Annotated in this window: 18 protein-coding genes; 6 read left to right on the forward strand and 12 right to left on the reverse strand. The window is 36.0% G+C overall.

Features of this window, described 5'->3' with window-relative positions:
* Positions 1–113: 113 nt before the first annotated feature.
* Together COMX_RS07435 and COMX_RS07440 are read right to left on the reverse strand one after the other, a co-directional pair.
* Positions 114–1,070, reverse strand: a complete 957-nt coding sequence (locus tag COMX_RS07435; protein ID WP_235176831.1) for a cytochrome-c peroxidase — start codon at positions 1,068–1,070, stop codon at positions 114–116.
* A gap of 26 nt (positions 1,071–1,096) precedes the next feature.
* A complete protein-coding gene (locus COMX_RS07440) occupies positions 1,097–1,624 on the reverse strand; it encodes a hypothetical protein (protein WP_051462012.1) in 528 nt (175 codons plus the stop codon).
* Between the two features lie 165 nt (positions 1,625–1,789).
* Here COMX_RS07440 and COMX_RS07445 point away from each other — a divergent pair, with 165 nt between their 5' ends.
* The gene (locus COMX_RS07445; RefSeq protein ID WP_051462013.1) at positions 1,790–3,928 is read left to right on the forward strand and encodes a TonB-dependent receptor plug domain-containing protein; all 2,139 of its coding nucleotides are present in this window, start codon (positions 1,790–1,792) and stop codon (positions 3,926–3,928) included.
* A gap of 15 nt (positions 3,929–3,943) precedes the next feature.
* Here COMX_RS07445 and moaC read toward each other — a convergent pair whose 3' ends face one another.
* Positions 3,944–4,417 (reverse strand): cyclic pyranopterin monophosphate synthase MoaC, encoded by a 474-nt coding sequence (moaC, locus tag COMX_RS07450; protein WP_034339453.1) that lies wholly within the window; start codon positions 4,415–4,417, stop codon positions 3,944–3,946.
* Between the two features lie 58 nt (positions 4,418–4,475).
* Here moaC and COMX_RS07455 point away from each other — a divergent pair, with 58 nt between their 5' ends.
* From COMX_RS07455 to mog, 5 genes are read left to right on the forward strand one after another with little or no spacing between them, the layout of a single operon-like run.
* Positions 4,476–4,724 carry a MoaD/ThiS family protein gene (locus COMX_RS07455; RefSeq protein ID WP_034339456.1) on the forward strand — a complete coding sequence of 83 codons (249 nt, stop codon included), beginning with the start codon at positions 4,476–4,478 and terminating at the stop codon, positions 4,722–4,724.
* Between the two features lie 2 nt (positions 4,725–4,726).
* A complete protein-coding gene (locus tag COMX_RS07460; RefSeq protein ID WP_034339459.1) occupies positions 4,727–5,191 on the forward strand; it encodes a molybdenum cofactor biosynthesis protein MoaE in 465 nt (154 codons plus the stop codon).
* Entirely contained in the window at positions 5,188–5,778 is a 591-nt protein-coding gene (gene mobA, locus COMX_RS07465) for a molybdenum cofactor guanylyltransferase MobA (protein WP_051462014.1), read from the forward strand. The genes COMX_RS07460 and mobA overlap by 4 nt, the downstream gene beginning before the upstream one ends.
* A gap of 9 nt (positions 5,779–5,787) precedes the next feature.
* Positions 5,788–6,999, forward strand: coding sequence for a molybdopterin molybdotransferase MoeA (locus COMX_RS07470; protein ID WP_034339462.1), 1,212 nt, complete (start codon positions 5,788–5,790; stop codon positions 6,997–6,999).
* Between the two features lie 19 nt (positions 7,000–7,018).
* On the forward strand, positions 7,019–7,585 hold the full coding sequence (gene mog, locus COMX_RS07475; RefSeq protein WP_034339464.1) for a molybdopterin adenylyltransferase: 567 nt from the start codon (positions 7,019–7,021) through the stop codon (positions 7,583–7,585).
* Position 7,586: 1 nt separating this feature from the next.
* Here mog and moaA read toward each other — a convergent pair whose 3' ends face one another.
* From moaA to COMX_RS07520, 9 genes are all read right to left on the reverse strand, one after another.
* Positions 7,587–8,564: a GTP 3',8-cyclase MoaA gene (gene moaA / locus COMX_RS07480; RefSeq protein ID WP_235176833.1), complete on the reverse strand. Its 978-nt coding sequence runs from the start codon at positions 8,562–8,564 to the stop codon at positions 7,587–7,589.
* A gap of 69 nt (positions 8,565–8,633) precedes the next feature.
* On the reverse strand, positions 8,634–9,299 hold the full coding sequence (locus COMX_RS07485; protein ID WP_034339469.1) for an ABC transporter ATP-binding protein: 666 nt from the start codon (positions 9,297–9,299) through the stop codon (positions 8,634–8,636).
* A gap of 9 nt (positions 9,300–9,308) precedes the next feature.
* Positions 9,309–9,977 carry a molybdate ABC transporter permease subunit gene (gene modB / locus COMX_RS07490; protein ID WP_034339473.1) on the reverse strand — a complete coding sequence of 223 codons (669 nt, stop codon included), beginning with the start codon at positions 9,975–9,977 and terminating at the stop codon, positions 9,309–9,311.
* Between the two features lie 9 nt (positions 9,978–9,986).
* Entirely contained in the window at positions 9,987–10,769 is a 783-nt protein-coding gene (gene modA / locus COMX_RS07495) for a molybdate ABC transporter substrate-binding protein (RefSeq protein WP_034340155.1), read from the reverse strand.
* Between the two features lie 21 nt (positions 10,770–10,790).
* Complete coding sequence (gene narI / locus COMX_RS07500; protein WP_034339475.1) at positions 10,791–11,474, reverse strand: respiratory nitrate reductase subunit gamma; 684 nt, start codon at positions 11,472–11,474, stop codon at positions 10,791–10,793.
* A complete protein-coding gene (narJ, locus tag COMX_RS07505) occupies positions 11,458–12,114 on the reverse strand; it encodes a nitrate reductase molybdenum cofactor assembly chaperone (protein ID WP_034339478.1) in 657 nt (218 codons plus the stop codon). Before narJ ends, narI begins: the two co-directional genes overlap by 17 nt.
* Entirely contained in the window at positions 12,114–13,670 is a 1,557-nt protein-coding gene (gene narH / locus COMX_RS07510; RefSeq protein WP_034339481.1) for a nitrate reductase subunit beta, read from the reverse strand. The genes narJ and narH overlap by 1 nt, the downstream gene beginning before the upstream one ends.
* Before the next feature lie 15 nt (positions 13,671–13,685).
* Positions 13,686–17,384, reverse strand: a complete 3,699-nt coding sequence (locus COMX_RS07515; protein ID WP_034339483.1) for a nitrate reductase subunit alpha — start codon at positions 17,382–17,384, stop codon at positions 13,686–13,688.
* 32 nt (positions 17,385–17,416) lie between these two features.
* Positions 17,417–18,796: a NarK family nitrate/nitrite MFS transporter gene (locus tag COMX_RS07520; protein ID WP_034339486.1), complete on the reverse strand. Its 1,380-nt coding sequence runs from the start codon at positions 18,794–18,796 to the stop codon at positions 17,417–17,419.
* Positions 18,797–19,039 lie beyond the last annotated feature (243 nt).

Genomic DNA, 19,039 nt, shown 5'->3' on the forward strand with positions numbered 1-19,039 from the left:
CTTTGTAGAGCTCTCAGCTCTTATTTTATTGGTAATTGTCGCTTTACAATTTAAACGTAACTATTTTAACAAAGAACAATCATAATAGACCCACTCAATTTATTTATTACTTTTTATTTACTACTTTTTGTTTTTTCACAAACAGCTGGAGGAAGTGAAAAGTTAGGATTGGTAATAAATTTCTGATCAGTGAGAGAGTTTAAAAACGCGATTAATTCATTTATTTCTTGCTGAGAAAGTTTTGGGACATTCGTTTTGCTTGGGCTGTGACCTATAATGGCCTCTTGTATCGTTGCTATAGAGCCATCGTGAAAATATGGAGCCGTTAATTCAATATTACGTAAAGTTGGAGTGCGAATTTCTGATTTTATGTGATCATTAATCTTATAAAATTTTTGATCTGTAAAAAGGGGTGGCGTATGACAATTTGTACATTGTCCTTTACCAAAAAAGATTGTTTCACCCTGTTGCATTTCAAAGGAGAATCCTTTTTTTGTATCCCAAATACTCTGATTTGTAATTAAAGTTCGCTCAAAATCACTAATGGCCTGTATAATGTGATCTATGGTAACCTTGTTTTTACTATCCCCTTGAGCATCAGGAAAAGCCTTATTAAACAATTCAACATAACAAGGATTAGCAGCAATACGCCGTTCAATTTCTTTTTCTTGTTGATTCATTCCCATTTCAACAGGAATAGTTCCTGTAATTGGAATAACAGCATGTTGTTCAAGAGTTCTTACATTTTGATTTTCCCATGTAAGATGATTGAACTCACCTATATTTCCCAATGTAGGAACATTGAAAATCCCCTCATCATTATTCACTCCGGGATGTGTTTTATTTCCATCAGTGAAGGCGTGTTTTTGCCTGTGACAGGTGCCACATGACATGCTGCCATCCTTAGACAAATCACCATCATAAAACAGATAACGCCCCAGCTTTATTTTTTCTTGAGCAGCAGGAACCTGTGCTGAATGAATCTCTGTTTTTCTTGGTTGTGCATAAAGCAAAGCGCCTGTGCTTGTGCCTATGATACAAAAAGTTGCGAATATTATTTTGAGGTTCATTGTAACAAAGCTAGCTTTTTTAATGGTTATTGAGTGACTGGGATAATCATGAATTTAATAGTCTCTTTACCATTAGCTGTTAATTCAATCACATAACGACCAGGAGTAAGAGGAAAATCTAATACTTTTTCCATTCCCCAACATTTTTCACCATGCTGATGTTTACTAGAGTCTATAATTTTACCATTTTGAACAATTTCTACCCAAGGACGACCATTAGTAATAATGCGATAGGTTGATTTCTTAGTAATATCGAATTTTAAAGTTCCCGCAAAACTCACACTTCCTCCACGCTCTTGTGGTGAAACAGGAAATTCTACTGAACGTGCAGGAAACAAAGAGGCTTCAACAGTTTGTGAAATAGGAACAGGATTTGCTTGTTTTAAATTTGCAATCGTTTGAGAGGTTTTTACTATAAGAGGTTTATTCCATGATGCCAAATTTCCAGTAAGTGGCGTACAAGAATGATCTTCATGAGCATATACAGTTGCAGAACCTATAGCTAAATAAGTTGTGAATGAAACAAGTAAAAATAGATAATGACGGTATGACATAAAAAACCCTTCAATATTTTTATATAAAACGATTTTACAAAAAATATGAATATAGGAAATACCCCTTTTGGACTAATCCTTTTGGTGTATTGACTGAAACCATATACATAATATTCATTACATCTCAGAGTATGCACCAACGAATTATTTGAACGTAGAATTATTATGAATAATACTTTTAGATTTTTTTGTATTTCGACATGTTCATTATTTTTAATTGCATCCTCTAATGCAATCGCAGAAGAAACTACAAGATCTAAAGATACAGATTCTGTATCAACAAAAGAAAAGAATAAAAAATTAATTCCCTCGAATGATCAGTACAAAAATATTTCTGATGTGAAGACATATTTCCCACAACCATCTTCTGAGGAAATAACAGTCTATGGAAAACAGAATAAAACACTCATTGGTAACTCTGTTGTAACACAAAAGGCTATGGATAAGCTGAACTTAAACACATTAGATGAAGCTGTTAATATTTTGCCTGGTGTCAATATAGGATCAACAGGAAACTCACGTAATGAACGTACAATTTATGTACGTGGTTTCAGTCGTTTGCAGGTCCCTTTGCTACTTGATGGAATTAGGATTTATTTACCTTATGATAATCGACTAGATTTTGGTCGTTTCGTAACCCCTGATATTAGTGAAATTCAAATTAGCAAAGGATATGCCTCAGTCATTGATGGACCAGATGGCATGGGCGGATTAATCAACCTCGTTACCCGTAAGCCAAAAAAGGAAATTGATGCCGAAGTTCGAAGCAACGTCAATCTTGGCCATAACGCTGAATATGGTGGATATAATGTTTTTGGCTTTATCGGTACTCGTCAGGAAAAATGGTATACTCAATTCAGCTTTGATGAGAATAATATTGATCATACAGATGTATCATCTAAATATACCCCAACTGCCTCACAAGGCAAAGGTAGGCGATTACTGTCTGATTCTTTGGATTGGAGAATTAATACAAAAATTGGTATTACCCCCAATGATACCGACGAGTATGTATTAAGTTATACTAGGCAAGAAGGACAAAAAAACGCTCCATTAAACACGATCGACCCGCCGTCATATCAAAAGGTTTGGTCATGGCCAACCTGGAATATCGATTCATTATCAATTATGACGAATACAAAATTAAAAGATAATTTAACCCTTAAATTCCGCCTTTATCGAAATACATTTGACAATCTTTTACGTAGTTTTGATAATATTTCTCAGACTACTCAAAATATGAAAAAATCATTTAACAGCTATTACTACGATGTAGGATATGGTGGGGACACACGTTTAACATGGGATATCAGCCAGCGAGATTCACTTAATTTTGCATTTTATGGCCGTCTGGATCAACATAACGAACATACTCAAAATTTTCCTGGGGGATATAATCAACCAAACCAAAAATCAATCGAAGAAAGTTATAGTACTGCCCTTGAAAATACGTTCTATATTCTACCAGAGTTAAAATTAACTACAGGAGGCAGTTACGATTGGCGAAAGTTAGATCAAGCGGAGGGTTTCTCCTCAGATACAAAAAATATTATTTCTTATCCAACCAAAAACAAAGGCGCTTTGAACGGTCAGGCAAGATTAGCATGGCAAATAAATACCAAAACTAGTTCTTATATCAGTTTTTCCGATAGGGTAAGATTTCCCTCTTTGTTTGAGCGATTCAGCACGCGTTTTGGTGGCGCAGTTTCCAACCCAGCATTAAAGCCAGAACGAGCCAAAAATTATGAAATTGGAATAAGTCATAATTTCAATCGAGTTAACATTACAGCAGCTTTATTTTATTCTCAATTAACCAATGCAATTGTTGCTTTTCCGATGCTGTACGAAGGTGTTTCAGTCAACCAAAACCGTAATGTAGGACACGGAGATTATTATGGGTTCGAGATTTCTACCGAAATTGAAATTTTAAAGAATTTATCAGTGGGTGGTAACTATACCTATATTCATCGCAACTTGAATGATCCCAATATTCAAAATTATCACCCTACTGATGTGCCAAAACATAAAGCCTTTGTTTATGCGACATGGAAACCCATTAAGAAATTACAATTTTTACCCACGTTGGATATCGCCTCAAATCGTTGGACTACTGATAGCACAGGGATAGATTACTTTAAAACAGGTCATTATGTGAATCTATCCATAAATGCTCTCTATCAAGTCACAGATCAACTAGAGCTTGGGGTTGGTGCTAAAAACTTGCTTGATCAAAACTATCAACTCGCCGCAGGATACCCAGAGCAAGGACGGAATTTCTATGTTAAATTGAGATTTGTATATTAGGTGCAGCGTTCTAATTTAAAAATTAAACTCTCCACTTTTTCCCCCTTGCTTTTTAACTAAATGAATATCTTGAATGATCATTTTTTTATCTACTGCTTTTAACATATCATAAATTGTTAATAACCCTGCAGACGCTCCTGTTAAAGCTTCCATTTCAACACCTGTTTTACCAACCGTTTCAGCAGTGACCTCAATGGTGACGCTTGAATTGATTTCATCTTTGTAAAACTCAACATGCACATGACTTAAAGACAAAGGATGACATAAAGGAATAATAGTGGCAGTCATCTTTGTCCCCTGAATTGCTGCAATACGAGCAATCCCCAATACATCTCCTTTATGGCTGGCATTAAACTCTAATAATTGAAATGCCTCTGCACACATTATAATTGTACCAGTAGCAATCGCTGTACGTTTTGTTGCTTCTTTATTCGCAATATCGACCATATGCGCTTGCCCTGAAGCATCAAAATGAGATAACTTAGTCATGTGTTTTTCCTATTATAATTTGCTTTAACCATCATAAACATATGATACGAAGGAAACCATGATTAAAATTCGTTATTTTGGATTTTTAAAAGAAATTTTAAACCTTGAAGAAGAACAAATAGAATGGCCACAGGGCGATTCACAAGCTTTATTAACCTATTTAAGATCCCGCAGCGATTTTTGGGCAGAAAGCCTTTCTGAACAAAATATTTTCCGCTTGGCCATTAATCAAAAAATTATTTATCAGACTTCCCCCATTTCTTCAGGAGATGAAGTCGCTATCCTCCCTCCCGTTACAGGAGGATAAAAATGTTTTGGGTAAAAATCCAAGAGTCCCCTTTTGATGCAGAAATTCCAGTTCTAGATCAACAAATCCAAATTAATAATTGTGGCGCAATCGTCAGTTTTAAAGGCATTGTCCGTGGGTATGATGAACAAGAACCATTAAGCCACCTTTATTTGGAACATTTTCCTGGAGTTACCGAACAGGAAATTGAACGTATTTTACAACAAGCAAAAGAATATTGGCCAATAGAAAGTGCAATTGTAATCCACCGTGTCGGCAGACTAAACATAGGGGAAAGCATTGTGCTGGTTATGGTTGCGGCTTCTCATCGTAAAGCGGCCTTTGAAGCATCTCAATTTATTATGGATTATTTAAAAACAGAAGCACCATTCTGGAAAAAGGAATTTTTTCAAAATGAAACATCTCGTTGGGTTAAAGCCAAAGAGTCAGACATAGAACAAAAAAAACGCTGGCAACTTCCGTCATGAAACCAAAACTTGTTATTACAGGCATTATCCTAGCAGGCGGTGAGGGACAACGTATGGGAAGGAAAAATAAAGGGCTCATTCCTTTCAATAACTTACCTCTTATTCACTATGTTATTCAACAATTACGCCCTCAACTAGATCACATCATCATCAGTGCTAATGAGGACATTTCAACATATCAAAACTTTGGGTTTCCTGTTATTTCGGATCAAACTGAATGGCAAAACAAAGGACCTCTTGCTGGTATTCTCAGCACCACTCCTTTTATTCCCCAAGATACTGATGCCATTCTAACTGTACCTTGTGATACCCCTTTCCTACCCATTCATCTAGTATCTACATTAACAAATGCTTTATATAATCAAGCAGAACATGAGATCGCGTATGCTGCAACGCCATCCCAAATTCACCCCAGCATCTTTTTATATAAGCCAACAATTAACAATCAATTAGCAGAGCATCTAAGGCAACAACACTATAGTTTGAAATCTTGGATTTTTAAACATAATGCAATTAAAACTGTTTTTGAAGATGAGCATGCATTTACAAATATGAATGACATGAAAACACTTCACCAAAACCAATAGGAACCTATCATGCTCGATTATTATCAAGCACTCCATAATTTATTAACCCAAAACACCCCTTCTTTAACAAAACAAACTGTTCCTTTAACCGAAGCGGATCGCCTTATTTTAGCTGAAAATTTAACCGTCCAATATGACACCCCTTTTTTTAGCAATAGTGCAATGGATGGTTATGCTCTAGGCGGTGATATTGACGCATGTCAAGAATGGACAATCATTCATCGTATTGCAGCAGGCGATACAGCACAATCAATGACTTTAAAAACTGGCGAAGCAGCAAGAATATTTACAGGAGCCCCCATCCCAGAGGGAACAATCGCTGTTATTCAACAAGAAAATACTGAAGTTAATGGTAATATTTTAACCGTTACTTCAACACTTAGAAAAGGGCAGAATATTCGCTATCAAGCCGAAGAGTTAAAAAAAGGAGATGTATTCCTATCTTCTGGCCAGTATATTACCCCTGCAGTTATTGCACTACTGGCGAGTCAAGGATACGCTGAAATCCCTGTATTTAAACCATTAACAATTTATGTATTTTCAACAGGAAATGAACTGCTAAATCCAGAAGAACCTCTAACTGCTGGAAAAATTTACGATGCTAATCGCTATTTATTGTTATCATGGTTAAAACAAACGCCTCACCAGATCATTGATGCAGGCACTTTACCTGATAACAAAGAAGCAACAGAACAAGCGCTAAGTGATGCCAGTCAAAAAGCAGATATTATTATCACTTCAGGTGGTGTTTCTGTTGGGGAGGAAGATCACGTCCATACAGCGATTACAAAATTAGGTAAGCTTACTTTATGGAAACTTGCTATCAAACCAGGAAAACCTTTCGCATGGGGAGAGATTGATAACACAACGGTCTTTATGCTTCCTGGAAATCCTGTCAGTACCTTTGTGACTTTCCAACAGCTCGTCGTTCCAGCCCTAAAAAGATTATCAGGAATTGATATTGAACAATGTATGCCAAAAGCCATCATGGCCAAAGCAACATTCTCTACCAAGAAAACACAAAGCCGCAAAGAGTTTCTTAGGGTTCAATTACAACCGAGTGCAACTGGACTTTATGTAAAGCTGCTTTCACATCAAGGGTCTGCCATGCTCTCCGCATTCACACAAGCTGATGCTTTGGCAGAAATACCAGAAAATACTCTGGTGCATGAAAATGACTATATCAAAGTCTATCCTCTTTCTTACAATTTTAACACTTAAAATCATCTGAGTATTTATTATGGAAAAAATTAAAATTGGTCTTATTTCTATCAGCGACAGAGCCAGCAAAGGCATCTACGAAGATAAAGGCCTCCCTGCACTTAAAGATTGGTTAGATCTTGCTGTTTTAAACGACAAAGAATATGTTGAGCATCTAATCCCAGATGAGCAAGATCTTATCGAGAAAACACTGATTGAACTGGTTGACCAAGAAAAATGCCCTCTTGTATTAACAACAGGTGGAACTGGCCCTTATATTCGTGACGTAACACCAGATGCAACCTTAGCTGTTGCAGATAAAGTTATGCCAGGATTTGGTGAACAAATGCGCCAAGTAAGCTTATATTACGTGCCAACAGCAATTCTATCCAGACAAGTTGGGGTTATTCGTAAGCAAAGCTTAATCTTGAATCTTCCTGGTCGTCCAAATGCTATCAAAGAAACCTTAGAGGGCGTTAAAGACGACAATGGCAAAATAAAAATTCATGGTGTTTTTGCTTCTGTTCCAATGTGCATAGAGGTCATTGGCGGCCCAAGAATGGAAACAGACGAAAAAATCGTCAAAGCCTTTTTACCTAAAATATAAATCAGCCCCCTGTCATTGACATTATACGGTTGATTTTTTTTGGCTTTTCTAGGAAATCATGAGATTGAGGTTTTAACTTGATGGCTTGCATTATAGCATTTTGTAATTCCTCATCGCTACATTGATTTCTTAGAAAAGGTTTCAACTGAAAACTATTGTCTTGCCCTAAACACATCAATAACGTGCCATCTACCGTTAATCGAACACGATTACAAGTTTCACAAAAATGCTGAGATAATGGGGTAATCAATCCTAAATTAACAAACCCGCTTGCTGTTTCCCAATACCGAGCAGGCCCATTCCCGATTTTCTTGGTTGTTGGCTGTAGGTTAAACTTTATTTCTAGTTTTTTAACGCTCTCTTGCAAATAGACAGAAGCTGTACTCCGCCCACTTTCGCCCATCGGCATGACTTCAATCAAACATAAAATATATTGATGTTGAATACAAAACCGTAGCATTTCCTCGACTTCATCAAAGTTACGATCTGGCATCACAACCATATTAATGCGAACCTTTTGAAACCCTGCTTTTTTAGCTGCAGATAACCCAGCCAAAATAGTATCTAAACAATTACTTCCTGTTATTTCCTCCATATGTTTAGAGCTAAGAGAATCAAGACTAATATTTAATCGATCCAAACCTGCTTCAAATAATGATTCGGCTTTATCTGCCAATAAAGTCGCATTGGTTGTCATAGACAAATCTTTGACCTGATCCATTGCCTTCATATCACGCACCAATTCGACAATATTTTTGCGAAGTAAAGGCTCTCCACCTGTCAGGCGAAAATGATGTGTTCCTAATACAGAGAAATTATAAACAATTCTTAAAATTTCTTCAGTAGATATCCAATTATCAGAGGCTTCAAACCCCTTAAAACCTTTAGGAATACAATAATTACATCTTAAATTACAACGATCTGTAACAGATATTCTTAAGTAATCTATTTTTCTACCAAAATCATCTATGAGCATCATACAGACCGTTCTCAAAACTATATTTTAAAATTATATATATTCTACATTTTCACACTAAGTATTTAATCTTTAACGTTCCATTTTTCCATTCTTTAAAGACAAAACGTCATCAGCAAAAAAATTTATATCTTCTGGATCATGAGAAATAATAAGTAATAAACAATTTATTTGCTGTTGAATGTATTTTACTTCAACACGTAACCGTTGGCGTAACTGATAATCCAACATTGAAAAAGGTTCATCAAGTAAGAGAAGTTTAGGCTTAGTTATTAATGCTCTTGCCAAGGCAACTCTTTGTTGTTGTCCACCCGATAATTCATGAGGATATTGATGCGCTAAATTCGATAATTCAAACTGTTCTAATAACTCAGAAACCTCTGTATTATATCGGTGTTTGCCTGGATTTAAAAACCCTTTTTTAAGAGAAAATGCAATATTTTGTTGCACTGTCAAATGAGGAAATAAACTATAAGTTTGAAAAAAATACGCTAAATTTCTTTGTTGTGGTTTTAAATTAATCTTTTGTTTATCGTCAAAAAAAACATTATTTTTAATTGTAATAGACCCTGCATCAGGGATCATTAACCCTGCTATTATTTTAATTAAAGTTGTTTTTCCTGCACCTGATGGACCAAAAATCGCAATAGATTGGCAAGATGAAGCATATTCAAGGTTTAATTGAAAAGAAGATTGATTGGTCAACAATGTTTTTTGAATATTCCAATTAAAATTCATATTAAATCTTTAATAAAATATCTTATAGCCAGTTAGTTTTTTGGCAATAAATAAAACAACAATACAAACAAAAGATAAAATAATCACAGCTATATTTGCAGCATGATCATTTCCCTCTTGAACTGCTTCATAAATGGATATGGATAATGTTTCTGTCTTTCCTGGAATACTTCCTGCGACCATTAAGGTTGCTCCAAATTCTCCCAAAGCTCTGGCAAAAGATAATAATAATCCTGCAAAAATTCCTCGCCAAGCAAGTGGCAAGGTAATTCGAAAGAAAATAGAAATATCTGATACTCCAAGCACTCTTGCCGCTTGCTCGTAACAAGGATTTACACTTTCAAAAGCGGTTCGAGTTGGTTTAAAAACCAACGGAAAAGTAACAATTGTTGCGGCGATTACCGCCCCTTGCCATGTGAAAATTAAATTAATATCAAAATAAATCTCTAAAATCTGTCCAACCCAGCCATGCCGACCTAAAAGAACCAATAAATAATATCCTAAAACGGTTGGCGGCATTACCATAGGCAATGTTAAAATTGTATCTAAAAATTCTTTACCAACAAATTTTTTACGAGCAAGTAAAAAACCAATTGGAACAGCAATCAGAAAATTAACAACAACTGAGCATCCAGCAACTTTTAATGATAAAAACAATGCACCCCAAGCAAAATTCATTATATTTTTCTATCGAGAAACACTGGTGAAACCATATTTATTTAAAATATTTTGCCCTGTAGAGGATAAAATAAAATCAATAAACCCTTGAGCTTTTGTATTTTCTGTCTTTTGTTTAACCAATGCAATTGGATAGCGGATAGAATGGCTTAAAGGAAAATCTAGCAAGATTTTAACCTTATTCGATAAAATCGTAGCATCACTGTGGTAAACAAATCCAACATTTACCTCATCACGCGCAACATAATCCAAAACTTGTCTGACATTTTGCCCAATAATTAACTTATTTTGCAATTTATCCCACAACTGATTTTGTTGTAAAAATTTTTGTGTATATCTACCTGCTGGAACAATCTTTGGCTGACCTACAGCAATTTTTTGAACGGTAGGCTGTAATAAATTTCCTGCATTGTGTATATCTAAATTACTATGAATCGGAGCAATCAATACAAGACTATTATTAGTAAAATCTTTTCGACTATTCTCTATAATCAGGCCTTTTTTTACAGCCTGATCCATGGTTTCTTCATCAGCAGAAGCAAAAATATCCGTTGGTGCGCCTTGGTCAATTTGCTGAAGCAAACTGCCAGAAGCACCAAAGTTAAATAAAATTTTATCCATAGGGTGTTTTGCCTCATATAAAGCAGCTATTTCTTTAAAAGCATTACTGAGACTGATTGCAGCTGAAACATTAATTTCATTTGCTTTCGCATAATGTAACCCACTAAAAAGAATAGTTGCTATAACTAAAAATTGTCGAACAACCCTTTGGAGAAAATAGTATTTTTTCATAATTTTCATTTGCTCTTTACATTAACGAGGCCTTACCAATTGCCATTTACGTGTAATATAGGTGACCATCCCAAATCCACTAAAAATATGTACTAGTCGAGTAAATGGGAAAATAGCAAATAAACTCATTCCCATAAATAAGTGAATTTTAAAAATAATAGAAGCGTTCATAACATAATTTGCTGCATCCCCACGTACTGTCACTACATGTTGTGCCCATGTCATCAAACGCACCATTTCATGACCATCTAAATGTTGAGCAGAAACAACAATCGTTGATAGCCCAAGACATAACGTAACAAACAACCATAAAAGTAATAATTTATCACGCCAGTTGCTGTTTTGTACCAATCGATCTACAGAAAAACGTCTGTGTATTAAGATAACCAACCCAATAAAGCACATGCTGCCCATAATTCCACCAGCAGTCATTGCCACCATTTGTTTTAAAGAGTGGCTGACCCCTAATGTATCCCATACAATCACTGGGGTTAATAACCCTACGAGATGACCAAAAAATAAACCTAATATGCCTACATGAAATAAGATACTGCCAACACGTAATTGCCCACGATATAATAACTGGCTGGAATCACTTTTCCAAGAATACTGTTCACGTTCAAACCGAACAAGGCAGCCAACAACAAAAATTACTAATACAATATAGGGATAAATTCCAAAAATAAATTTATCTAGATAATCCATGACTTCCTCCTTTATTTTGATCATAGGTTGGACAAATTTTACAAGCATTTGGTTGTAATAAAGGCTCTACACCTTCTATGTTCGGTCCAAATTTTTCTAATGCCTCATCCATATCTCGAATAGGAGGAGTTACCAAGGGAACTGGTTTTGCTGTTGAATATTGCTCTAAGAGTGAAAAAATACCAATATAAGCAGATTTTGTCTCTTGCAGCTTTTTACCAATATGACCAATGACATCAATTGCTGATGTTAATAGTTCTATTGCTTGTTTTTTTTCACAAACAGATAAATATTCCAAAAATAAAGGTAAATAATCAGGAAGCTCATCTATCACAGAAAGCTCAAACCCATGATTTTTATATTCGTTCATTAAATCAACCAGAGCTTGTCCGCGAATGCGATCCTCTCCATGAATATGCTCAAACATATGTAAAGAGTGATTACGACTACGGTCAAAAATATTTACATAATTTTCTTGTAAAACAAGCAAATCTTGCTCGCCTAACTCTTTTAGTAAAGGAGAAAGAAAATTAGGATCTATTTTTAGTTTTTCCAAGCGTGCAACCAACTCAGGAACAGCATCAATAAGATCTTGCTCTGGATAACAAAGAAGCACTGAAAGGATTTTAAAAATTTCCATTAGCTATTACTTTCTTTTTCTTTGTTATGGTTACGATCATTCATCATATCTGTGAAAATAATAGGAGATTGTTTTTTACCAAATAGATTTTCTTTACTAACGCCATCAGAGCATCCGTTTCCAAAAGAAAAACCACAAGAAGCTTTATCTTTAAACGCATCCTCAACCATTTCTTTATGAGAGGAGGGAATAACAAAACGATCTTCATAATTGGCAATCGCCATAATTTGATACATTTCATTAATTTGTTCTTCAGATACATGAAGATTTTCTATTGTTGATAAATCTGCTTGAGAACCAACTGATTTGCTACGCATGTAACGACGCATTGCAATCATTGTTTCTAATGCTTCAACAATTGGTTCTTCTTTGCCAGCTGTTAATAGATTAGCAAGATAGCGAACAGGAATACGTAGCTCTTTAATACCAGGAATAATTCCTTTTTCCCCAATGACGCCTTGTTCAACAGCTGATTGAATCGGAGATAGAGGTGGAATATACCAAACCATTGGTAATGTACGATATTCGGGATGTAGTGGGAAAGCAACTTTCCAATCCACTGCCATTTTATAAACAGGTGATTTCTTTGCAGCGTCCAACCAACTTTGTGGAATTCCTTGCTTCAATGCTTCAGCAATCACTTCTGGATCATTAGGATCCAAAAATAAATCTAATTGAGATTGATATAAATCTTTTGGATCTTCAGCAGAAGCTGCATCTTCAATTTTATCAGCATCATACAATAAAACACCAAGGTAACGAATACGTCCTACACAAGTTTCAGAACAAACTGTTGGTTGACCGCCCTCAATTCTTGGATAGCAGAAAATACATTTTTCAGATTTTCCAGAAACCCAGTTATAATAAATTTTTTTATATGGACATCCAGAAACGCACATACGCCAACCACGACATTTATCTTGATCGATCAAAACAATACCGTCATCTTCACGTTTATAAATAGATCCAGAAGGACAACTTGCAACACAAGCTGGATTTAAACAATGTTCACACAATCTTGGTAAATACATCATAAATGTATTTTCGAATGTGGACATCATTTCCTTTTGAATGCCCTCAAACAGTGCATCTTTTGATCTTTTAGAGAATTCACCTCCAAGATCATCTTCCCAGTTTGGCCCCCATTTAATCTTATCCATTTTTTTGCCAGTTAAGACAGAAACAGGGCGTGCCGTTGGTGGGGTTTTCATATCAGGAGCATTTTGTAGATGTTCATAATCATACGTAAATGGCTCATAATAATCATCAATTTGAGGCAAGTCTGGATTGGCAAATATATTTGCCATAATTTTTAACTTACCCCCTTGGCGAGGTTTTAACTTATTATTTTTTAAAACCCATCCACCATTATATTTATCTTGATTCTCCCACTCTTTTGGATAACCAACACCAGGCTTTGTTTCAACATTGTTAAACCATGCATATTCAACACCATCACGGCTGGTCCAAACATTTTTACAAGTTACTGAACAAGTATGACATCCAATACATTTGTCCAGATTTAACACCATACCAATTTGTGCTCTAATTTTCATAATACTGACCTCTTATTACGCTTTGACATTTTGTTGAGCTAAATCAGCGGTTTCTTGTAACCAATCAACATTTTTCATTTTACGAATAACCACGAATTCATCACGATTAGAACCAACCGTTCCATAATAGTTAAATCCATAAGAAAGCTGAGCATAACCACCAATCATATGCGTTGGTTTCAAAACAGTTCTCGTCACAGAATTATGAATACCGCCGCGTTTTTTAGAAACTTCAGCGCCTGGAACATTAATAATTTTTTCTTGAGCATGGTACATCAAGGTCATTCCTTCTGGAACACGTTGGCTGACCACAGCTCTTGCAGTTAAAGTGCCATTTAGGTTGAAGGCCTCAATCCAATCATTATCAACAATTCCAGCTTTTCTAGCGTCAATCTCAGAAATCCAAACATGAGGCCCACCACGTGATAAAGTAAGCATTCTAATATTGTCAGAATAAGTACTATGAATGCCCCATTTTTGGTGTGGTGTAATAAAGTTCAATACAATTTCGGTATTGCCATTTCCATGTTTGCCCAATACTTGTTTTGTCGTCTTGAGATCAACAGCAGGTTTATATACACATAAGCTTTCACCAAAAGCACGCATCCATTGATGATCTTGATAAAATTGTTGACGCCCTGTAATAGTTCTCCAGGGTATTAACTCATGAACATTGGTATAACCAGCATTATAACTGACAGTTTCACTTTCCAAACCAGACCAAGTAGGAGAAGAAATAATCTTACGAGGTTGTGCTTGTATATCTCTAAAGCGAATAGTGTCATGCTCTCTGGGTAAAGCCAATGGTGTATGATCTAAGCCTGTAATCTTAGACAAAGCACCCCATGCCTTCACCGCAATATGACCATTTGTTTCAGGTGCCAGCGCCAAAATCATTTCTGCAGCATCAATTGCTGTATCCAGCTTAGGTTGCCCCTTGGCTATTCCTTCCGAAACAGTTTTATTTAGCCCACGTAAAACTTCTACTTCGTGTTTTGTATCCCAACTGATTCCTTTACCACCATTCCCTATTTTTTCGAGCAAAGGCCCAATAGACGTAAATTGTTGGTAAACAGCACTATAATTGCGTTCAACAACCGTCATTGCCGGCATTGTTTTTCCTGGAATAGGATCACATTCACCTTTCTTCCAATCTTTAACATCAAAAGGCTGTCCGAGCTCTTGAGGCGTATCATGCATTAACGGGGTTAAAACTAAATCTTTTTGAACACCCAAGTAATCTTCTGCTAATTCAGAGAATTTCTTGGAAATCCCTTTAAAGATTTCCCAATCACTTTTGCTTTGCCATAAAGGTTGTACAGCTTCACTTAATGGGTGAATAAAAGGATGCATATCTGAGGTATTTAAGTCGTCTTTTTCATACCAAGTTGCTGTTGGTAAAATCACATCAGCATATAAACACGTCGTGGACATACGGAAATCAAGTACAACCATCAAATCTAACTTGCCTTCAGCAGCAGGTCTTACTGTGATTTCTTGTGGTTTAATACATTGTGTCTCTTCACTCAACACTGCATTTTGTGTGCCTAGTAAATATTTCAGAAAATATTCATGTCCTTTTCCAGAGGATCCCAATATATTTGAGCGCCATACAAACATATTTCTTGGAAAATTCTTTGGATTGTCAGGATCATTACAAGACATGTCCAATGAACCATCTTTTAACCCATCAACAGCATAAGCAATTGGATCTTTTGACGCAGCAATTGCCTGTTGCGTAACTTGTAACGGGTTGGTTGTTAATTGTGGCGCAGAAGGTAACCACCCCATCCGTTCAGCTTTGGCATTACAATCAATTAATGATAATCCTTCAAAATCACTCAATGCTGTTGAAGAGGTAATTTCATCAAGATGTAATTTTTCATGACGCCATTGGCTGGTATGATTATAAAAGAATGAGGTTCCGTTCATTTGACGTACTGGGCGATACCAATCCAAACCAAAAGCAAGCGGTGTCCACCCTGTTTGTGGTCTTAACTTTTCTTGTCCCACATAATGGCACCAACCCCCACCACTTTGTCCAATACAACCACACATCATCAACATATTGATAATACCACGATAGGTCATATCCATATGATACCAATGGTTTAAGGCTGCCCCAACAATAACCATACTTTTACCCTGGGTTTGGTCTGCATTTTGTGCAAATTCACGAGCCACTTGAATAACAAGCTCTGGCTTTACCCCAGTATGTTTTTGTTGCCATGCAGGTGTATAAGGAACATCATCAAAATAATCCTTTGCCCCATCTCCTAATCCACGATCAATACTGTAATTTGCAGCCATCAAATCAAAAACAGTGGTTACAAAAGCTTCTGACCCATCTGCTAATTTGATTTTTTTTACAGGAACTTTACGCACAAATTGCTCATTATTTCCCTCACCAGCAAAATAATCAAAAGCAACATCCAGAACTTGATCATGCATATCTAAAAGGGAAAGTTGTGCTTCAACAGCTCTTCCTTGACTATCTTGCTCTTGCAAGTTCCATTTACCATCATCACCCCATCTAAACCCAATAGATCCTTTGGGAGCAACAATATTCCCTGTTGCACCATCAATAACTAGGGTTTTCCATTCTGGGTTCGTTTTTTCATTTAAATTGTCATCTAAATGACTAGCTCTTAGGAAATAATTTGGTAAGTAATGGTCGCCTTTATTGTCCAACATAACCAGCATAGGCATATCTGTATATTGGCGACAATAATTTGTAAAATATTCTGAAGGCTTATCTAAGTGAAACTCTTTAAAAATTACATGCCCCATTGCCATAGCAAGGGCAGCATCTGTACCTTGTTTAGGAGCAAGCCAAATATCACCAAATTTAACCATTTCACCATAGTCAGAAGATACAGCAACAGTTTTCGTACCTTTATAACGAACCTCTGTATAAAAATGAGCATCAGGGGTTCTGGTCATAGGAACATTTGATCCCCAAACCATTAAATAAGTAGAATTATACCAATCTGCAGATTCTGGAACATCCGTTTGCTCTCCCCAAACTTGAGGGCTAGCAGGAGGTAAGTCACAATACCAGTCATAAAAAGATAAAGGAACACCACCAATTAAAGACAAATATCTGGAACCAGAAGCATAGCTAACCATTGACATTGCAGGGATTGGAGAAAAACCAACAACACGATCAGGACCAAATTCTTTGACTGTAAAACTATTAGCAGCTGCTATAATCTCGTTCACTTCATCCCAGTTAGAACGAACAAACCCTCCCAAACCACGACGAGATTTATAAGATTTCGCAATATCTGGAGTTTGACTAATATATTCCCAAGCTGCAATTGGATCTTTACTCTTGCGAACCTCACGCCATAATTGAGCAAGCCTCCCTCTTAACATTGGATATTTTACGCGTTGAGCTGAATAAACATACCAACTATAGGAAGCACCACGAGGACATCCCCTGGGTTCATGATTGGGTAAATCAGGGCGCGTGCGAGGATAGTTTACTTGTTGCGTTTCCCATGTAATCAATCCACTTTTTACATAAATTTGCCAGCTACAAGAACCCGTGCAATTCACACCATGTGTTGAACGAACAATTTTATCATGTTGCCAACGTTGACGGTATGCGTCCTCCCATTTTCTATCTTCTTGAACAACAGCACCATGACCATTGGCGAAATTACTTTTAGTTCTTTTAAAAAAGGATAAACGATCTAATAAGTGACTCATAATTTTTTCCAATTCTTAAGCTATAATACCAATTAACATGCGCTTGCTGCGCTTTTACGAAGGTAAAACCACCAATTTACCAACAAACAAGTGCAGTAATAAGCAATAAAACAACAAAAAGCTAAATAGAAAGATCCTGTATAAGCTACTGTTGTTCCGCAAAGTTTTGGAATAATAAACCCGCCATAAGCACCAATTGCACCCATAAACCCAAGAACAGCGCCTGTTTCTTTAATAGCATTTTTGGCAGATTCTTCAGTATTTTGATTTGTGAGAGCTGCAAGCTTACGATGAAATATACCAAACACAACAGGGGTTTGTGCAAACACAGATCCGTTCCCTAAACCAACGAAAACAAAAACAAACATAAAGCTAATAAAGAAGCCCATGAAATTTCCATCTTGCCCATGATCTGGTAGGAAATATAAAACAGCTAATGTGCATACAACCACACCAACAAAAGCAATCTGCGTAACAATAGTGGCACGAATTTTGTCAGAAATCATTCCACCAACAACTCTAAAAATCGATCCTAATAACGGACCTAAAAATGCATATTTTAGTGGGTCAATATTAGCAAACTCGTGTTTAACCAACATTGGAAATACAGCCGAATACCCAATAAAAGACCCGAACATGCCTAAGTATAACCAACATAAAATCCAATTATCTTTGCGACCAAAAATAACAGATTGATCTGAAAATGATGCTTTTGCAGAAGCAAGATCATTCATTCCAAAGAAAATAAAAAATAAAACTAATACAATTAATGGAACCCAAACAAAGCCAATATTTTGAATCCAGATAGAAGTATCATGGCCATTCTGTACAATTGCTTTAGCATCACCACCAAAAGCACCAAAAATACCCATACCGATCACTAAAGGTGCTGCAAATTGCAATACGGAAACCCCAATATTACCTAAACCAGCATTAACCCCTGTTGCATATCCTTTTTCTGATTTTGGAAAAAAATATCCAATATTGGCCATGGATGAGCTAAAATTCCCTCCACCAAAACCACATAGTAAGGCGATAATCGCCATTGTTGTAAAGCTTGTATCTGGATTTTGAACACTTATTCCAAACCATACCAAGGGAATTAACAAAGTTGCAGTAGAGAAAAAAGTCCATTTTCTGCCACCAAAAATAGGCACCATAAATGCATAAAATATTCGTAATGTTGCACCAGATAATGCAGGTAAAGCAGTTAATAACATCAACTGATTTGCATCATACTTAAACCCCAGTTTGGGTAAGTAAATAACAACTACACTCCACAAAGACCATACGACAAAAGCAAGTAAAAGTGCTGGTACTGAAATCCATAGATTTCTTGTTGCTATCTTTTTCCCTTGCTTTTGCCAAAAATCTTTATTTTCTGGCTCCCAGTTGGTTATATATTTGGACATGTATAATTTCCTATTACAAGATAATTTCTTGTGTAATTTGCCAAATAAAAGATTCAATATAGTTAATATTTCTTATTCTGGCTTAAAATTACATATCAATTTAATACATTTGAAATTGTAAACCTATTCAACTAAGGGGCAAAAAAAACCATATACTTGGCTAGGTATTATCTAGTACTTTCGGACTAGTTTTTGTTATTGTTTTTAATGTTATAGATTAAAATTCATATTTAGTATAATGGT

The sequence above is a fragment of the Commensalibacter papalotli (ex Servin-Garciduenas et al. 2014) genome (assembly GCF_000527695.1).
Classification (GTDB): domain Bacteria; phylum Pseudomonadota; class Alphaproteobacteria; order Acetobacterales; family Acetobacteraceae; genus Commensalibacter; species Commensalibacter papalotli.